Consider the following 15,850-nt stretch of genomic DNA (forward strand, 5'->3'; position numbering starts at 1 on the left):
AAACGTCCACGTTATCTCACTCAAACTCTCAAACAAATATAGAATAAAATTCGCGGATTTACGTTACTTTTGCAAAGGTAATCACATTCATTCATATATATAAACCGATGATACATTTTTTCAAGAAACCCGTTTCTCACCTTGCGTTGCCGGAGAAATTCACTTATCCTTTCCATTATACACCTCATCCATTGTGTGTGTTGGCTGCGGAAGAAGTGAAAGAATATATTGCAAGCCGGAAAGAATGGCAAGAGGAATTGGCTTCCGGAAAGATGTTTGGAGTGTTGATTGTGCAAACGGACAACGGAATAACAAACAACGAAGAAAATCAGATTGGTTATCTTGCAGCTTTCTCCGGCAATCTGGGCGGAAAGAATCTGCATCCTTATTTCGTTCCTCCTGTTTATGACCTATTACAACCGGAGGGATTCTTCAAAATCGAAGAAGAACAGATTTCTGCCATTAATATCCGTATTCGTGAACTGGAAAACAGCAGTTCTTATCTCGATTCAAAAGAGAAATGGAAGATAGAAACAGAACAGGCTAAAGCTGTTTTGAATCAAGCAAAAGCGGAGCTTAAAATGGCAAAGGAGGCAAGAGAGATTCGCCGCCAGTCATCTCCCGAGCTTTCCGAAGAAGAACAAGCCTCCCTGATTCGGGAAAGCCAATACCAAAAGGCGGAATACAAACGATTGGAAAAGGAATGGAAGAAACGATTGGAAGAGCTCGAAACGGAAGTCAGGCACTTCGATATTGAAATAGAGCGATTGAAAACCGAACGAAAAGAACGTTCAGCAGCTTTACAAAGAAAATTATTCGAGCAATTCCGGATGCTAAATGCCCAAGGAGAGGTGAAAGACTTATATACTATTTTCGAGCAAACGGTTCAGAAAGTTCCTCCTGCCGGTGCGGGTGAATGTGCTTTGCCTAAGTTATTGCAATATGCGTATCTTCATCAATTAAAGCCATTGGCTATGGCTGAATTCTGGTGGGGCGACTCTCCTAAAAACGAAATCCGGCATCACGGATATTATTATCCTTCCTGCAAAGGGAAGTGCGAACCGATTCTGCAACACATGTTGCAAGGATTGGAGGTAGACGAAAATCCACTGCTGAATCCTGTTCATGAAGAGGAAGAACTGGAAATCGTGTTTGAAGATGAATGGTTGCTGGTAGTCAATAAACCGGCAGGGATGTTGTCCGTTCCGGGAAAAGCAGAGGACAGAGATTCAGTCTATCATCGTTTGAAGAAGAAATATCCCGAAGCTACCGGTCCTATGATTGTACACCGGCTCGATATGGCTACTTCAGGATTATTGCTCGTTGCCAAAACAAAAGAGGTACATCAGGATTTACAGGCGCAATTTGCAAACAGAAGTATTAAGAAACGCTATGTGGCTGTGCTGGATGGGGCGATAATAAAAACAGAGAAAGAGATAAAGCCAATAGCAGAGAAAGCTATATTAATAGCAAAGGAAACTGTATTAACGAAAAAAACAGCAAAAGCAGAAAGAACAGGAAATACAGGAAGAATCGAACTCCCTCTTTGTCTGAATCCTCTCGACCGTCCTCGGCAAATGGTTAGTAGCGAACACGGGAAAGAAGCGATTACAGAATATCAGATCATCAGTGAGTCTGAAAGAATTACCAGTGAATCTGAAAACACTTTCAACGAATCAAACAGGATTGATGAATCAGAAAGGAATATCAATGAGTCAAGAAAATACACCCGGATTGTCTTCTATCCATTGACCGGACGCACACATCAGTTAAGAGTACACGCCGCCCATCCGGAAGGCTTGGGATGCCCCATACTTGGAGACGAACTCTACGGAAAGAAAGCAGACAGACTATACCTCCATGCCGAATATATAGAGTTCCGCCATCCCATATACGGAGACATTCTCTGCATACAGAAAGAGGCCGATTTCCATAAAAAAATATGATTAAGCCATGAACCAAATTCTTTTTGAAATGTATATAGGGGTAATTACTAATTTTCAAAAAGAACCTGACTATGGACATCAAATTCCGCATTACAAAGTATTTAGCCGTATCTGCTTTAGCAATGCTGCTACTGGGAGCCTGCTCCAAAAACAATATCTACATCAACTATCCTGACGAAGAAAACAACGGAGGCTCATCCGGCTCCGGCAATGATGACAACAACGGTAATCCGACCAAAGAGAATGCGCTGATTACTTTCAGTGCTTCCGTAGAAGGACGAAACATCACACGAGCCATGTCCCCCATGGGAAAAGGACTTCAAAGCTGGTTGTGTGCCTATACAGCCAACACATCGAACAATATCACAGGCGCTCCCGTTGCTCAAGGCAACTATGTCACCTCCTCCCCCGGTGTACTGACAGGAAATCTAGGATATAAAATGTATTTGAGCAATGCTATCTATAGCTTTTATGCCGTATCATGCAATTCCACCAGCCCGGCGCCTACTTTCACCAACGGACTATCCGAACCTTTATCCAACGGAGTAGATTATCTTTGGTGGCACGCAGTTCATCAGGACATCGCCAGTTCACAGATAAATATCCCCATAACCTACCAACACGCAGCCACGCAAGTAGTTGTAGCGATCGCCGGAGGAGAAAATATCACTTTAAACAAGATACTTTCCGCTACCATCACCCCACCGAAACCGGGCGCAATCATGGATTTGTCAACAGGTATCATCACTTCGGAAGTCAGCTATGACAAAGCAGCCGATATGGGAATCAACGACTTCACCGTACAATATATCATGTTACCCGTAAAGAGCTCCTCTCCCATGACTTTGACACTGGAGCTGATGGTAAACGGAGAGAGCTTTTCACGTACCTACACCACTCCGCTCACTCCACCCAACAACCTCCTGTCAGCCGGAAATTCATACCTTTTCCGGGCAGTTATCAATGAAAACTCCATCTCATTCGCCAATGTCAGTGTGAAAGAATGGACAGAGGTAGACGAAAGCGGAAACCCGCTATACCCTGTACAAGATTAAAATATCCGAAATAAAATCAAAGCAAACCAGGTTACGCAAGCCACAAACCGGGTTATGCAAACTGCAAGTCGGGTTACGCAAGCCACCAACCGGCAATCATGCCACCGTTTGCGTAACCTGACTATTCGTAAATACCTGCTTCTTCAACCTGCGATAAACATAGATAAAGGCCGGCACGAGGAATAAGTCTGCCGCTATCCAAGCCATCGGATCACCGTAACAGACAGCAATAAAACCGAATACCGGTACGGCATAGAGACTGACAAGAATACGAGCAATCATCTCCGCCACTCCGGAGAACATGGCAAGATTGGTATATCCTACTCCCTGAATGGTATAACGCAAGATGCACAACAAACCAAGCATCGGGAAGAACATACAGGAGACATGCAGGAACAACTCGGTATCCAACAGTATTTCCGTTTCCGACGGATCTACAAAGATCAATGCAAAATATTTGGCTCCCACCATCAGAAGAACGAATGTAAATGCCGCATAAACGATCATCATCAAAGCACTCGCCTTAATTCCCAACCAGACACGCTCCGGTTTTCCTGCCCCATAATTCTGTCCGCTATACGTAGCCATTGCAATTCCCAGACTCTCGAACGTGCAGATAAAGAACATCTTGATGCGCATAGCAGACGTAAAAGCTGCCACACACGCTGTTCCCAATGCATTATTCGCACTCTGAAGCATGATGCTGCCGATAGCCGTGATAGAAAACTGCAATCCCATAGGCACACCAATGTAAAGCAGTGTCTTAGCCAGTTTCGACTGGAACCGGCGTTCTTTCGGAGTACCTTGCAATATTTCAAACTTCCGGTACATATAAATGTAGCAAAGAACAGCCGACAATCCTTGCGAAAAGACAGTAGCAATAGCAGCTCCCGCCACTCCCCAGCCAAGTACCAAAATACAGAACAAATCAAGAATGATATTCAGAACAGCCGCAAACAGCAGAAACCAAAAAGGCGTCTTACTGTCTCCCAACGCACGGATAATGCTCGAAAGAAGATTATAGAAGAAAGTACACGGCACACCAATAAACGTGACAAGCAAATAAGCATACGCCCCTTCGAAAATATTCTCCGGCGTACGCATGATCCGAAGAATATCCTCACATAAAATACAGGTGAGAAGAGCAATCACCACAGACATTCCCGCAGCCAGTTTCAGACTGACGGCCACATAACTGCGCATCGTACTGTAATCCCGCGCCCCAAACTTCTGCGCAACGGGTATTCCGAAACCTCCGCAACATCCATTGCAGAACCCGAGAATAAGAAACACCACCGATGTGCTAGCTCCAACAGAAGCTAACGCGTTAATTCCTAAAAACTTTCCTACAATTGCAGCATCAACAAGCGAATACGTTTGTTGCAACAGATTGCCGAGTAAAAGCGGCAGCGTAAACTTTAAAATGAGAGGTAATGCCGGCCCTGCCGTCATTTCTTTAGAAGTTGCCATACGTCTATGTTCTAAAATCGGATGCAAAGATACGGAAAATTCAATGAATTAGTTCTTGATTTGCGTTCCTCTTTTAGTTGACATAAATCAAAAAAATCAGTATGAGAGCATGAGTCTCCCGGTCTATCGTTTCACCAACCGTTTAGGTGAACCATGCCACGAGCATCCCAGGCAGAAGACTTCTGTCAAATCGAACCCCTCCATCGAATCTTCCGGATATTTGGGAACGACTTCACCATCTTCGAGCACATAAACCAGCAGCCTGTCACCCTGTTCATTCTTCACATACATAGCTGCAATCTTGCATTGCGGACACAATAACTTTTTCATGCTGCAAAGATACAGATTGTTTCCGTCAACCACAAACTCTTCCAACGATGTTTCAGAAGCCCGTTCATGATTTACAGTTTATCTATTCTTCCAGAATCCCGGATAAAACAACAGGAGTACACTAAACAATTCCAGACGTCCCACCAGCATCAGAAAAGAAAGTATCCACTTTGCCAGATCAGGTAAAGAATTCCACGAATATGCAGGCCCGCAAGTACCTAATCCCGGACCGACATTGCCTATACTCGAAATAACCGTACTGACGGACTCGGAAAAGCCAACTCCCAAAAACAAAAGAGCCGTCCACCCAATCAGGATCAGAACCAGATAAAAAGCAAAGAAAATCAATACGGTAGTTACGATAGAAGAAGACACCGTCTGCTTATTGATACGTACGGGAAGCACGGCATTCGGGTGGAGCAGATGTTTGAACTCATTCCGAATGGCACGTGCCACAATCAGCAACCGCATATTCTTGATACCTCCACTGGTAGAACCCGTACACCCTCCCGAAAGCATCGCAATAAACAACAGTAACCACGTGAAAGGAGGCCACATATTATAATCATCCGTAGCAAAACCGCAGGAAGTATGCACCGTAGACACCTGGAACAATGCTTTCCGGAAAGCCAGTTCCCAGTCATAATGATTTTGAAAGACGAGCGCCAACGTGATAAGAAAAGTCAAGATACCCACTGACGCCAGAAACCAGTGCAGCTCTTCATCTTTGAATAAACGACCGACTTTTCCTTTCAAACACATCAGAAACAAAGAGAAGTTGATACTGGAAACAATCATAAAGATAGCCACCACATATTCTATATACGGAGAATTCCAGTAAGATATACTGTTCTGCTTGGTAGAATATCCGCCCGTAGCAGTAGTGGCAAACGACTGGCAAATGGCATCAAACAAGCTCATGCCCCCAAACATCAATAAGACAGTTTCCGAAACTGTCAATACCAGATAAATTGTCCACAACCACTTGGCCATGACATTGATTTTCGGATGGGTACGGTCGTGCGTCACTCCCGTAGATTCAGCAGAGAAGAGTTGCACTCCTCCCGTGGTAAAGATAGGAAGAATGGCAATCGTGAAAAACACAATCCCCAAACCACCGATCCACTGCGTCAGGCTTCGCCAGAAAAGCATACCGTGGGAAAGGGATTCAATATCATCGAGAATAGTAGCTCCTGTAGTGGTAAACCCGGACATGGTTTCGAAAAAGGCATTGGTTATCGTATCAATGCTTCCGCTAAAATAAAAAGGAAGCATGCCGAAAAAGGTAAAAAACACCCATGAAAGAGTGACCACACAATATCCGTCTCTCCGGCTCATCTTATTCTCCGCTCCCCGTCCGTAGAGCAGTAACAATCCGCCTACCACAGCATTGATGATACAGGTGTAAAGAAAGTATTTATAATCACTTTCCCCGTAACCAGCCGACACTCCGGCACAAAGTAAGAACATCCCCAATTCGATAAATAGCAACATACCCAACACGCGCCCTATCATCTTCCGGTTAATCATGCTATTATTCTTACTCCGAATATACAGACTGTTATCTGAAATGTACTCTTCCATAACTCATGAATCATTTTGTATGTTCCCCTCATAGCCAAGAGTATGCCAAAATGAAAAGGATTCTGATAATTAGCTTGTAATCAATGCAATATTTTTTTCATTTTGAAAAAGTAATCTCTAAATACCCTACCAAAATGAAAGGGTGCTTTTCAAAATAGAAAAAAGAAGAAGGTGTATTTTAACAGAATACGCCTGCATTTCTGCATAATCTTCGCTATCTTTGTCATTCCAAAGTGTAAAAAAGAAAGAGATGAAAGTATCACGCATTGCGCACGAAAAGAAAACGGTAGAGTTGATGATCCGCCTCTATTGCCGGAAAAAAGAAAAAAATACAATTCTTTGTGCCGACTGTGAAGAGTTGCTCCGCTATGCCCACGCACGTCTCGACCATTGTCCGTTTGGAGAGAAGAAGAGTGCATGCAAGGAATGCACCGTACATTGTTACAAACCCGTCATGCGCGAACGAATGCGACAGGTGATGCGTTTCTCCGGACCGAGGATGTTGCTTTATGCACCCTGGCAGGCCATACGACATTTATTGAACCTATAACTTACTAAAAAAATCAGTAATGAAAAAAGCCATTATCATTGGCGCTACCTCCGGCATCGGACAAGAAGTTGCAAAATGTCTGTTACTGGATGGATGGCAAATCGGAGTAGCCGGCAGACGGCAATCCGCTCTCGAAAACCTGCAACGGGCAGCACCGGATCAGATTCAAATTCAAGCGTTGGACGTAACCCAGGAAGATGCAGGCGAGAAATTGAATATGCTCATCGACAAGGTGGGCGGCATGGATTTGTTTCTTCTTAGTTCGGGCATCGGTTTCCAGAACACGAATCTGAACATGGAGGTGGAACTAAACACAGCATACACCAATGTAGAGGGATTTATCCGCATGGTGGATACCGCTTTCATCTATTTCAGGAAAAGCGGAGGCGGCCACCTGGCAGTCATCAGCTCCATCGCGGGAACGAAAGGACTTGGAGTGGCTCCTGCCTACTCTGCCACCAAACGTTTCCAGAACACTTACATAGATGCTCTCGAACAACTTTCATATTTACAAAAACTGAATATCCGTTTTACTGATATCCGTCCCGGATTTGTTGCCACCGACTTGCTCAACGATGGGAAACATTATCCGCTATTGATGGATGCAGCGAAAGTGGGACGTCACATCGCCTGGTCACTGGAGCGGAAACAACGGATAGTAGTGATCGACTGGCGCTACCGGATACTGGTCTTTTTCTGGAAAATGATTCCCCGTTGGATGTGGAAACGGCTGCCCGTGAAAACCAATTAACACCAAAAGCAAACCAGGAAAGAAATAAATGAATAAATAGCAAGACCGGATTACTTCTTTTCCAATATTTCTACTTACATTTGTCTTGTAACATAAACTTATAATCTAACAAAAAAAGATGGAACAAAAATTTTGTCAAAGTTGCGGTATGCCGATAGACGACTCAACTTTTGGAAAAGAAACGGACGGTAGCAAGAACGAAGATTATTGCCACTATTGCTATGCGGACGGACATTTCACGAAAGAGTGTACCATGGACGAGATGATCGAGCTTAATCTGAATTATCTGGATGAGTTCAATAAAGACTCGGAAGTGAAATACACAGTGGAGGAAGCACGGAAAACGATGAAGGAGTACTTTCCACAGTTGAAGAGGTGGAAACAGTAATTGAGAAATAAAAGGAGCTTTCAGGCATGAATACATATTCAGACCTGAAAGCTTATCTACTTATTTTCTTTTATAAAATCCGTAAAGTTCGACCAGTCTTCTACACGAAACGCACGAAGATCACGAACTGACGCCTGAAACCAAGGAATACGTTTCAATGAGTCAATTGCACGAAAAAGATTTGCCATATCAGTTTTCTCTGTTAGATATACACTACCCTGCGTATTATAAAACTCATACTGACGCAACACTTTATTTATTTCAAAATAGGCATTGTTATAAGGCTCTCCATAATTGGCACGTAGGTCTGTAATGACCATATCAAAGGCTATTGCATACATACATTATCCTCATTTACAGGAATAAAATATTTCTGCTCACCAAAGAAAATACGGTTAAATTTATCACGAATCGCTATAACTAAGCCTTTGAACGGATTATGTTCAATATCAATTACTGTACCCTCTATCCATTCATCGAGTCCCGTTAATCTAGGATCCACTTTTACCTTTTCACCTTCTTTTATCATAACACTATTTTTCTTCATTGATTTCCAATTACAAAGATAATATTATTTCCTTTTCCGACGAATCAAAAGCGAGTATTTAACCATTTATTTCCGGGTGTCTTTCCAACCACTTCACTGCATAAGAGCACGTTGCTTTCGGCTTCATCCCGTTAGCTAATGCATAGGCGTAAGCAGCTTTTACCAAAGCAGCGGCAATCCCCCGCCCTTCAATGGGTTGTGGCACAATTGTGTGGATAATATCAAGAGAATCACCTATCAGGCGATATTGTACAAAGGCGGTGCGACCGTCTACTTCTGTCTTGAACAATTTTTGTTCGGGCTGATGAATAATTTCGTAATTCATAATTGCTGTTGTTTTAAAGTTGGTTTATCGTCCGTTAAATACTTTCGCTAAACAATCTTATATTATTTATTAGATGCGGATTGCATAAACTGATATATGTATATGCCTGCGATCAGAGTTGCTCGATCCACTTCAACTGGCTCGTATCGTATCCACGACGCTCGGCAGCGGTGACGAGTTTCTTCTTGATTTCTTCCGGCAGTTGGGGTGTACGGCTTAGTATCCAGAGATATTTATCAGTACTGCTGCCTACCAGGGCATAATTATAATTCTCTTCATCCAGTTCCAAGACATAATAATCAGAATAGAAACTAAGGAAGAAAGACACTTTCAGTTTGCCCGGCTGTGCGGGATCGGGTATTTTGGCATGTCCGTTGGCAGTCTTGCAGATGTCGTAAGGAGAATTACGTTTGCATCCCCGGTTCTCCACACGAATCATGCCGTCGGGACGGAGCGTGTAAGTAGCCGTGACGTCTACAAGTCCGTATTCAAAGCGATTCTCGTAGCGGGCTATTTCATACCAAAGTCCCATATACCGGTGCAGATCGAGAGAGGTAACCGTACTATGGTCCGTACCTCTGAAAAGACGTCCGACATTGGGAATGGAGAAATGAAATCCCGCCTCCGTCAGACGCGTTGGGCGGACTCTCTGGCCCGTAGTCAGGAAAGATGCCGCTTCACCATATAAGATACGGAAAATTCGTTGCGGAGCTACCATCGTTGTCCATGCCCGATAAGCCTTTCCCATCGCACGGGTGAAAGCATATTGCGAAATCTGCTGCGGAGCAACCAGATTATATACCCCATGTGTCTCTTCGTGAGTGATAAAGAACTCCATTGCACGGCAAAGATCCCGTATCGATATCCACGGAAAAGCCTGCGTACCGGGACCGATGGCGGTGGCTATCTTGGTGGCTTGCAAAGGGCGAAGCATCTGCTGCATCGCTCCCCCGTCCGGAGAAAGCACTACGCCGAAGCGTGTAATAACGAGCCTTGTAGGTTCGGGACAGTGTTTCGCTTCCTTTTCCCACGCATAGCAAAGATCGGACAGAAAACCTTCTCCACGGGTACGGGTATATTCGTCCACCTCCGCTTCCGAAGGATAATAACCTACGGCAGAAGCCGAAATCATCAGTTTCGGTTTCGTTTTGACTGCGTTCAAAGCGCGGATAATACGATTGGTTACGACAATACGACTGTTGAAAAGCTCCTGTTTATATTCCGGTGTCCAACGTTTATTGATAAGTGCACCTGCCAGGTTGATGACAACATCACAATGGGTCAGTGTCTGAATCAAATAACCGGACATACCTTCGCGAAACATCGACCTTCCCAGAGGAATGATCCGATGTCCGCCCTTTTCTGTGAGATAATTAGAAAGATGTTTACCTATATATCCGGTAGCTCCGGTCATTGCTATATTCATCTTGATTCGTTGTTTATTTTAACTCTATTAGAAAAACGTATAAAATGCAAGAAAAGTTCTTTGAAAAAAGCAAAATGAGGTTATCTTTGCAAGATAGACTTAAACATTGAAGCATCCAAAAAGGTTATAAAATGAAAAGACGAATGAAAATCAACTATATTCTTACACTTATATTAGTATTTTGCATCGGCGCTTCCATCCCAATATTGACAGGCAGCAGCCAAGTGAACGAACAACATTCCGCCGAATCGGAAGTGCCTTATTGTGTCACTCCGCCTACTGTTCCCGCACAGGTCACCTTCGACGGAGAAACGATCGACCTCCGCCGCTATGACCGTCGCGAACGGATGGACCGCGAAATGATGGCCTTCACCTATATGCACTCCACCACCATGTTATTAATCAAGCGCGCCAACCGTTACTTTCCCATCATCGAACCGATACTGAAAGCAAACGGTATCCCCGACGACTTCAAATACCTGATGGTCATCGAGAGCAATCTGAACAACATTGCACGCTCTCCGGCAGGAGCAGCGGGCCTGTGGCAATTTATGCCTGCCACCGGACGGGAATTCGGGCTGGAAGTGAACGATAACGTAGACGAACGCTACCATATTGAAAAAGCAACCGTTGCCGCCTGCAAATACTTCAAACAAGCGTATGCCAAATATGGCGACTGGATGGCTGTCTCCGCCGCCTATAACGCCGGACAGGGACGTATCTCCTCCCAACTTGAAAAGCAGTTGGCAAGTCATGCCATGGACTTATGGCTGGTAGAGGAAACTTCCCGCTACATGTTCCGTCTGCTGGCAGCCAAAGAGATATTCAACAACCCGCAACGTTACGGATTCCTCTTGAAACGGGAACATCTGTATCCGCCTATTCCTTATAAAGAGGTAACCGTGAACACTTCTATCGACGATCTGAACGACTACGCAAAATCACAGGGAATCACCTATGCCCAACTCCGTGATGCCAACCCCTGGCTGCGCGACACTTCATTGAAGAACAAGACCGGAAAGACATACATTCTCTATATTCCTACACAAGAGGGAATGTATTACAACCCGCAAAAGACCGTTGCCTACAATAAACAGTGGGTCATCGACTAAAAAGGCTTTTTCTTTAATTCCGACCAAACACTATTGATATGAAACTGAAAGAAAGAATCCATCGTTTTTTGCATGACGAGAAACTGAAACGAAAGTTATACGTCATCATCTTCGAATCGGACACCCCTGCCGGGAAATTGTTCGACGTGATTCTTATCGCCTGTATTCTGGTCAGCGTATTGCTCGTCATCATCGAAAGCCTGAAAGGACTTCCCACCTATCTGACGACTCCGTTCGTCATTATGGAATTCCTTTTCACCGGCTTCTTTACTTTCGAATACCTGACGAGGATCTACTGTTCACCCCGTCCCCGGAAATACATATTCAGCTTTTTCGGTATCGTAGACTTACTGGCCACGTTGCCTCTTTACATCGGTCTGCTCTTCCCGGGCGCCCGCTATCTACTCATCATTCGTGCCTTCCGCCTGATACGTGTGTTCCGCGTCTTCAAGCTTTTCAACTTTCTGAATGAGGGGGAACGACTGCTCACTGCCTTGCGTGAAAGTAGTAAGAAGATTGCAGTGTTCTTCTTGTTTGTCGTCATTCTGGTGACTTCCATCGGAACGCTAATGTATATGATTGAAGGAACGCAACCCAACTCCCAGTTCAACAATATCCCGAACAGCATCTATTGGGCTATCGTCACCATGACTACCGTAGGTTATGGAGATATTACTCCCGCCACCGGCCTCGGAAAATTCCTTTCCGCCTGTGTCATGCTGATCGGTTACACGATTATTGCCGTACCCACAGGTATCGTATCTGCCTCCATGATGAAAGAGTATAAACGCAGGAGAGACAAAGAATGTCCCAACTGCCATCGCTCCGGACACGAAGATAATGCAGAGTTTTGCAAATATTGCGGCCATCCGTTAAATAGTGACTGAATAAGCTCTATTCCCTTTTCTGCAAAGAAAAAGACATTCACTATTTTCGTGAATTATAAATAAAACACTATATTTGCAGAAACAAATGGAATATGATTATAGAGTACGAAAAAGAGTATCTAAAGGAGTTGTATGAGGATGGTAAGTGTAAAAGCAAAAAATATCGTTTTGACGCAGCTGTTATCAAAAAGTACCAGAAACGTATCGATACTTTAATTGCCGCTACGCGGATAGAAGATTTATTCGTCTTTAATTCTCTAAACTTCGAAGCTCTTCAAGGCCGTGCAGACTATTTTTCCATCCGTATAGACTATCACTACCGGCTGGAGTTTAGAACCCGCACCGAAGGTACTGAAACTATATTAACCATTTGTATAGTAACTGACATAACCAATCATTACCAATAAAAAATCAAGTATGAATACAATAAAAAGATTACCTACACACCCAGGTGATGTGTTAAAAGAAGAATTGGAATGCCGCAAAATCTCTCAAAAGAAATTCTCGGAAATTCTTGGAGTTCCTTATACAATGCTTAATGAAATATTGAATGGAAAAAGACCTATTACCAGTGATTTTGCATTGATGGTGGAAGCAGCTCTAGACATTAATCCAGAGTTACTTATCAATATGCAATCACGATATAACATGGCTTTGGCCCGTGAAAAGAAAGCCCTTTCAAACCGACTCAACGAAATACGTAAAATGTGCGCCTCACTGTTATGAGTGTTTGCAAATACGCTCGAATAAGACAATGAAAACGCATCCCACAACATAGCAGGCAATATCTCCCCAATCGAACGTAGAACCCAGCACAATTCGGGCTACGCGGTTCGTGACACCCAATGTTTCCACCAGATGGAAGTATTGCAAGACTTCTACAAAACAGGCAAAAAGAAAGACATAAAACGGCATCCGCGGAATCCCCGTCGGTAGAAAGATACGTACAAAGCTATATACCAGCACTACAACCAGCATATCTCCGACATAGGGACGTATGAAACGGTCGCGCACATACAAAGCTATCAACACCTCAATACAGAAGATCACCAGAAAGCTGATTATATAAAAAATTCTTTTCTTCATTATTTGCTCGGTCGCGGGATTAAACATTTATTTGAATCTGCGAATATACGATAAAATGAATTGGATACGTTCAAATATTACTAAATGATTGATACAAAAAGGGGAAATAATTGTATATTTATGGTCCTAAGCATTTTTCCACAAACAATAAAAAACAGAAAGGAGATTGAACACATGATGTTGAATATGGATTTTGTAATCCGTTTATTGGTCGCCGGAATACTGGGAACCATCATTGGACTGGATCGTGAATACCGTGCCAAAGAAGCCGGATACCGCACTCATTTTCTCGTGTCGCTAGGTAGTGCTTTGATTATGATTGTTTCCCAATACGGATTTCAGGAAATTATAAAAGAAAGTAGTGTCACACTCGATCCCAGTCGGGTGGCGGCACAGGTTGTCAGCGGTATCGGATTTATCGGTGCAGGAACCATCATCTTTCAAAAACAGATTGTACGCGGATTGACTACCGCCGCAGGAATCTGGGCAACAGCAGGTATCGGCTTGGCGGTAGGTGCAGGAATGTACACCATCGGTATTGCCGCCACGGTGTTAACCCTCGTCGGACTGGAACTACTTAGCTATCTATTTAAAAGCATCGGAATGAAAAGCTCGATGGTTTCTTTCTCAACTCCCAACAAAGACATACTGAAACAGATAGCGGACAGATTCAACTCTAAAGACTACCTGATAGTCTCTTACGAGATGGAAACGCTACACACGGGCGAAGCAGAATATTATCAGGTTACGATGGTTATCAAGTCGAAGCGAAATAATGATGAAGGGCATCTGCTTTCGCTGATACAGGAATTTCCGGATGTAACGGTGCAAAGGATTGAATAAGAGAAAAGTACATATAACTCCTTTTAAAAAAACATCTCGAATGTTTCCATATATAGAACTATTTTCAGTACCTTTGCTACGTAAAAAATAAATCCATGGAGGCAAAAGCGAAATTTAAAATAGTATATTCAGAAGAAGCGGACAATTTTCTTAACCAATTGCCCCCAAAAGTAAAAGACAAAATTATCTACAACATAGCAAAGTCTAAATTTGTTATAGCCCCGGAACTCTTTAAAAAATTAGACAATACAGATATATGGGAGTTCAGGACACTCTATAACAAAAACCAATATAGACTATTAGCTTTTTGGGATAAAGTGGATGGAGTAGATACTTTAGTCATTGCTACCCATGGATTTATAAAGAAAACCCAGAAGACTCCTTCCAAAGAAATAACAAAAGCGGAAGAGATAAGAAAAATATATTTTAATTCTAAAAAATAAGAATATGGAAAAGATGAAGTTTTATACAGAAGAAGAAATTATAGATAAACATATAGGAAAGAAGGGAACTCTTGCACGTGATAAATTTGAAGAGGACTTACAATCTTTCCTTATTGGAGAAGCCATAAAAAAAGCCAGACAATCCAAAAATCTCACTCAAGAAGAACTAGGAAATCTGATAGGCGTACAAAGAGCCCAAATCTCCCGCATAGAAAGCGGGAAAAACTTAACTCTTTCCACGCTAGCTAAAGTCTTTAAAGCGATGGGTATAAGTGCCAAATTAGAAATAGACAATTTAGGGAAAGTTGCCTTATGGTGATTTTCACTTTTGCTTCTCCGTCAAATACTTCCAATAACGTACAGGCATATCCTGCCTGTGCTTTCTCGGATTCATGCGTTCTTTGATACAAATAGCCTTGAAATATGTCTTCCAAAGTTGTTGGAAAAGCTTCTCATCCTTGTCCATCAGGCTTTCATCCAGCATCCCCGTAATCAAATGGGATTCACGGCTGTCATCATCAAACGAGATAGTTGTCACCTTCTGCAAATCATAATAAAATCCGTAACGGCGTTTCATGTCGTAAATAATCCACTTCTGATCGGCAAAACGGTCTTTGAAATGGTGAACGGTCAGCGGGAGTGCATTATACTGTGGTTCGAAAGCGGCAAAGAATGTACCGTCGGCAGCTTTCTGGAAACGGACAAATTGCATCAGGTGTACGCGTTCGCCATCCACCTTCTTCCATATTTGCGCTAATTGCAAAACGTCCGGATCACCAAAATTGGTTTCAATAGAGCGGGGGGCATCGATTGCTTTACGGATATATCGAAAAATAAGTATTCCTATTTCCGGAAGTTCCGACAGCCAACTTTGCGTGAGGCAACCCAAAGCAGAAGAGGAAACTTTCTTCTGCAATCCCCGCCACACACGCCCGGCCTTTTCTTCATCGGTCACTACCGTATGCAGCTCATCACAAAATAAAGGCAAAGCATCTCCTTCCGACAACAAAGCATCGGGAAAAGTCTTGCGGAAATAGGCGTCGAACACAGCCGTCAGCAGCCCATCAAAGGTTTTATCGTAAATATAAACATTCATAAAAAACACCA

21 protein-coding genes are annotated in these 15,850 nt (G+C 43.2%); 12 read left to right on the forward strand and 9 right to left on the reverse strand.

Features of this window, described 5'->3' with window-relative positions; translation table 11 throughout:
• Positions 1-107 precede the first annotated feature (107 nt).
• Positions 108-1,946, forward strand: a complete 1,839-nt coding sequence (locus tag DWZ47_RS13625) for an RluA family pseudouridine synthase (protein WP_004308266.1) — start codon at positions 108-110, stop codon at positions 1,944-1,946.
• Positions 1,947-2,017: 71 nt separating this feature from the next.
• Positions 2,018-3,001, forward strand: coding sequence for a fimbrillin family protein (locus DWZ47_RS13630; protein ID WP_004308267.1), 984 nt, complete (start codon positions 2,018-2,020; stop codon positions 2,999-3,001).
• A 96-nt stretch (positions 3,002-3,097) separates the two neighbouring features.
• Here the strand turns inward: DWZ47_RS13630 and DWZ47_RS13635 are convergent, their stop codons facing one another.
• The 3 genes from DWZ47_RS13635 to DWZ47_RS13645 form a co-directional block, all read right to left on the reverse strand.
• The gene (locus DWZ47_RS13635; RefSeq protein ID WP_004304817.1) at positions 3,098-4,471 is read right to left on the reverse strand and encodes an MATE family efflux transporter; all 1,374 of its coding nucleotides are present in this window, start codon (positions 4,469-4,471) and stop codon (positions 3,098-3,100) included.
• A 123-nt stretch (positions 4,472-4,594) separates the two neighbouring features.
• The gene (locus DWZ47_RS13640) at positions 4,595-4,801 is read right to left on the reverse strand and encodes a hypothetical protein (RefSeq protein WP_007750505.1); all 207 of its coding nucleotides are present in this window, start codon (positions 4,799-4,801) and stop codon (positions 4,595-4,597) included.
• Between the two features lie 78 nt (positions 4,802-4,879).
• Positions 4,880-6,385: a TrkH family potassium uptake protein gene (locus DWZ47_RS13645; RefSeq protein ID WP_004301980.1), complete on the reverse strand. Its 1,506-nt coding sequence runs from the start codon at positions 6,383-6,385 to the stop codon at positions 4,880-4,882.
• Positions 6,386-6,635: 250 nt separating this feature from the next.
• Here DWZ47_RS13645 and DWZ47_RS13650 point away from each other — a divergent pair, with 250 nt between their 5' ends.
• The 3 genes from DWZ47_RS13650 (at position 6,636) to DWZ47_RS13660 (ending at position 8,074) form a co-directional block, all read left to right on the forward strand.
• A complete protein-coding gene (locus tag DWZ47_RS13650) occupies positions 6,636-6,935 on the forward strand; it encodes a nitrous oxide-stimulated promoter family protein (RefSeq protein ID WP_117513499.1) in 300 nt (99 codons plus the stop codon).
• A 19-nt stretch (positions 6,936-6,954) separates the two neighbouring features.
• On the forward strand, positions 6,955-7,686 hold the full coding sequence (locus DWZ47_RS13655; RefSeq protein WP_004301977.1) for an SDR family NAD(P)-dependent oxidoreductase: 732 nt from the start codon (positions 6,955-6,957) through the stop codon (positions 7,684-7,686).
• A 118-nt stretch (positions 7,687-7,804) separates the two neighbouring features.
• Complete coding sequence (locus DWZ47_RS13660) at positions 7,805-8,074, forward strand: zinc ribbon domain-containing protein (RefSeq protein ID WP_004320675.1); 270 nt, start codon at positions 7,805-7,807, stop codon at positions 8,072-8,074.
• A gap of 56 nt (positions 8,075-8,130) precedes the next feature.
• On the opposite strand, the gene DWZ47_RS13665 is transcribed toward DWZ47_RS13660, so the two are convergent.
• The 4 genes from DWZ47_RS13665 to DWZ47_RS13680 all read right to left on the reverse strand — a co-directional run bounded on the left by DWZ47_RS13665 (position 8,131) and on the right by DWZ47_RS13680 (position 10,372).
• A complete protein-coding gene (locus tag DWZ47_RS13665) occupies positions 8,131-8,415 on the reverse strand; it encodes a virulence protein (protein WP_117513501.1) in 285 nt (94 codons plus the stop codon).
• Positions 8,403-8,621, reverse strand: a complete 219-nt coding sequence (locus DWZ47_RS13670) for a hypothetical protein (RefSeq protein WP_004301974.1) — start codon at positions 8,619-8,621, stop codon at positions 8,403-8,405. Before DWZ47_RS13670 ends, DWZ47_RS13665 begins: the two co-directional genes overlap by 13 nt.
• Before the next feature lie 58 nt (positions 8,622-8,679).
• Complete coding sequence (locus tag DWZ47_RS13675; protein WP_004320676.1) at positions 8,680-8,946, reverse strand: GNAT family N-acetyltransferase; 267 nt, start codon at positions 8,944-8,946, stop codon at positions 8,680-8,682.
• 112 nt (positions 8,947-9,058) lie between these two features.
• Complete coding sequence (locus DWZ47_RS13680) at positions 9,059-10,372, reverse strand: TIGR01777 family oxidoreductase (RefSeq protein WP_117513503.1); 1,314 nt, start codon at positions 10,370-10,372, stop codon at positions 9,059-9,061.
• 131 nt (positions 10,373-10,503) lie between these two features.
• Between DWZ47_RS13680 and DWZ47_RS13685 the strand changes: the two genes are divergently transcribed.
• The 4 genes from DWZ47_RS13685 (at position 10,504) to DWZ47_RS13700 (ending at position 13,097) form a co-directional block, all read left to right on the forward strand.
• A complete protein-coding gene (locus DWZ47_RS13685) occupies positions 10,504-11,484 on the forward strand; it encodes a lytic transglycosylase domain-containing protein (RefSeq protein WP_117513505.1) in 981 nt (326 codons plus the stop codon).
• A 38-nt stretch (positions 11,485-11,522) separates the two neighbouring features.
• Positions 11,523-12,371: an ion transporter gene (locus DWZ47_RS13690; protein ID WP_032845995.1), complete on the forward strand. Its 849-nt coding sequence runs from the start codon at positions 11,523-11,525 to the stop codon at positions 12,369-12,371.
• Positions 12,372-12,463: 92 nt separating this feature from the next.
• Complete coding sequence (locus DWZ47_RS13695) at positions 12,464-12,778, forward strand: type II toxin-antitoxin system RelE/ParE family toxin (RefSeq protein ID WP_008651218.1); 315 nt, start codon at positions 12,464-12,466, stop codon at positions 12,776-12,778.
• Between the two features lie 10 nt (positions 12,779-12,788).
• Complete coding sequence (locus DWZ47_RS13700; protein ID WP_008651217.1) at positions 12,789-13,097, forward strand: HigA family addiction module antitoxin; 309 nt, start codon at positions 12,789-12,791, stop codon at positions 13,095-13,097.
• Here DWZ47_RS13700 and DWZ47_RS13705 read toward each other — a convergent pair.
• Positions 13,092-13,457 carry a DUF2809 domain-containing protein gene (locus DWZ47_RS13705; protein ID WP_117513507.1) on the reverse strand — a complete coding sequence of 122 codons (366 nt, stop codon included), beginning with the start codon at positions 13,455-13,457 and terminating at the stop codon, positions 13,092-13,094. The two genes, DWZ47_RS13700 and DWZ47_RS13705, sit on opposite strands and share 6 nt — an antisense overlap.
• 174 nt (positions 13,458-13,631) lie before the next feature.
• Between DWZ47_RS13705 and DWZ47_RS13710 the strand changes: the two genes are divergently transcribed.
• From DWZ47_RS13710 to DWZ47_RS13720, 3 genes are all read left to right on the forward strand, one after another.
• Positions 13,632-14,300 carry an MgtC/SapB family protein gene (locus DWZ47_RS13710; protein WP_004304809.1) on the forward strand — a complete coding sequence of 223 codons (669 nt, stop codon included), beginning with the start codon at positions 13,632-13,634 and terminating at the stop codon, positions 14,298-14,300.
• 95 nt (positions 14,301-14,395) lie between these two features.
• Complete coding sequence (locus tag DWZ47_RS13715) at positions 14,396-14,743, forward strand: type II toxin-antitoxin system RelE/ParE family toxin (protein WP_117513509.1); 348 nt, start codon at positions 14,396-14,398, stop codon at positions 14,741-14,743.
• Positions 14,744-14,747: 4 nt separating this feature from the next.
• On the forward strand, positions 14,748-15,062 hold the full coding sequence (locus DWZ47_RS13720; protein ID WP_117513511.1) for a helix-turn-helix domain-containing protein: 315 nt from the start codon (positions 14,748-14,750) through the stop codon (positions 15,060-15,062).
• A gap of 3 nt (positions 15,063-15,065) precedes the next feature.
• Here the strand turns inward: DWZ47_RS13720 and DWZ47_RS13725 are convergent, their stop codons facing one another.
• The gene (locus DWZ47_RS13725; RefSeq protein ID WP_032843965.1) at positions 15,066-15,839 is read right to left on the reverse strand and encodes a TIGR03915 family putative DNA repair protein; all 774 of its coding nucleotides are present in this window, start codon (positions 15,837-15,839) and stop codon (positions 15,066-15,068) included.
• Positions 15,840-15,850 lie beyond the last annotated feature (11 nt).

It is taken from the genome of Bacteroides sp. AF32-8BH, assembly GCF_003435205.1.
In the GTDB taxonomy this organism is placed as follows: Bacteria; Bacteroidota; Bacteroidia; order Bacteroidales; family Bacteroidaceae; genus Bacteroides; species Bacteroides ovatus.

Coding starts and splice junctions, on each gene's coding strand:
- DWZ47_RS13660 (WP_004320675.1), top strand. CDS start 7,805: ATGGAACAAAAATTTTGTCAAAGTTGCGGTATGCCGATAGACGACTCA.
- DWZ47_RS13680 (WP_117513503.1), bottom strand. CDS start 10,372: ATGAATATAGCAATGACCGGAGCTACCGGATATATAGGTAAACATCTT.
- DWZ47_RS13650 (WP_117513499.1), top strand. CDS start 6,636: ATGAAAGTATCACGCATTGCGCACGAAAAGAAAACGGTAGAGTTGATG.
- DWZ47_RS13675 (WP_004320676.1), bottom strand. CDS start 8,946: ATGAATTACGAAATTATTCATCAGCCCGAACAAAAATTGTTCAAGACA.
- DWZ47_RS13700 (WP_008651217.1), top strand. CDS start 12,789: ATGAATACAATAAAAAGATTACCTACACACCCAGGTGATGTGTTAAAA.
- DWZ47_RS13655 (WP_004301977.1), top strand. CDS start 6,955: ATGAAAAAAGCCATTATCATTGGCGCTACCTCCGGCATCGGACAAGAA.
- DWZ47_RS13725 (WP_032843965.1), bottom strand. CDS start 15,839: ATGAATGTTTATATTTACGATAAAACCTTTGATGGGCTGCTGACGGCT.
- DWZ47_RS13645 (WP_004301980.1), bottom strand. CDS start 6,385: ATGGAAGAGTACATTTCAGATAACAGTCTGTATATTCGGAGTAAGAAT.
- DWZ47_RS13685 (WP_117513505.1), top strand. CDS start 10,504: ATGAAAAGACGAATGAAAATCAACTATATTCTTACACTTATATTAGTA.
- DWZ47_RS13705 (WP_117513507.1), bottom strand. CDS start 13,457: ATGAAGAAAAGAATTTTTTATATAATCAGCTTTCTGGTGATCTTCTGT.
- DWZ47_RS13640 (WP_007750505.1), bottom strand. CDS start 4,801: ATGAAAAAGTTATTGTGTCCGCAATGCAAGATTGCAGCTATGTATGTG.
- DWZ47_RS13670 (WP_004301974.1), bottom strand. CDS start 8,621: ATGAAGAAAAATAGTGTTATGATAAAAGAAGGTGAAAAGGTAAAAGTG.
- DWZ47_RS13695 (WP_008651218.1), top strand. CDS start 12,464: ATGATTATAGAGTACGAAAAAGAGTATCTAAAGGAGTTGTATGAGGAT.
- DWZ47_RS13635 (WP_004304817.1), bottom strand. CDS start 4,471: ATGGCAACTTCTAAAGAAATGACGGCAGGGCCGGCATTACCTCTCATT.
- DWZ47_RS13690 (WP_032845995.1), top strand. CDS start 11,523: ATGAAACTGAAAGAAAGAATCCATCGTTTTTTGCATGACGAGAAACTG.
- DWZ47_RS13715 (WP_117513509.1), top strand. CDS start 14,396: ATGGAGGCAAAAGCGAAATTTAAAATAGTATATTCAGAAGAAGCGGAC.
- DWZ47_RS13625 (WP_004308266.1), top strand. CDS start 108: ATGATACATTTTTTCAAGAAACCCGTTTCTCACCTTGCGTTGCCGGAG.
- DWZ47_RS13720 (WP_117513511.1), top strand. CDS start 14,748: ATGGAAAAGATGAAGTTTTATACAGAAGAAGAAATTATAGATAAACAT.
- DWZ47_RS13630 (WP_004308267.1), top strand. CDS start 2,018: ATGGACATCAAATTCCGCATTACAAAGTATTTAGCCGTATCTGCTTTA.
- DWZ47_RS13665 (WP_117513501.1), bottom strand. CDS start 8,415: ATGTATGCAATAGCCTTTGATATGGTCATTACAGACCTACGTGCCAAT.
- DWZ47_RS13710 (WP_004304809.1), top strand. CDS start 13,632: ATGATGTTGAATATGGATTTTGTAATCCGTTTATTGGTCGCCGGAATA.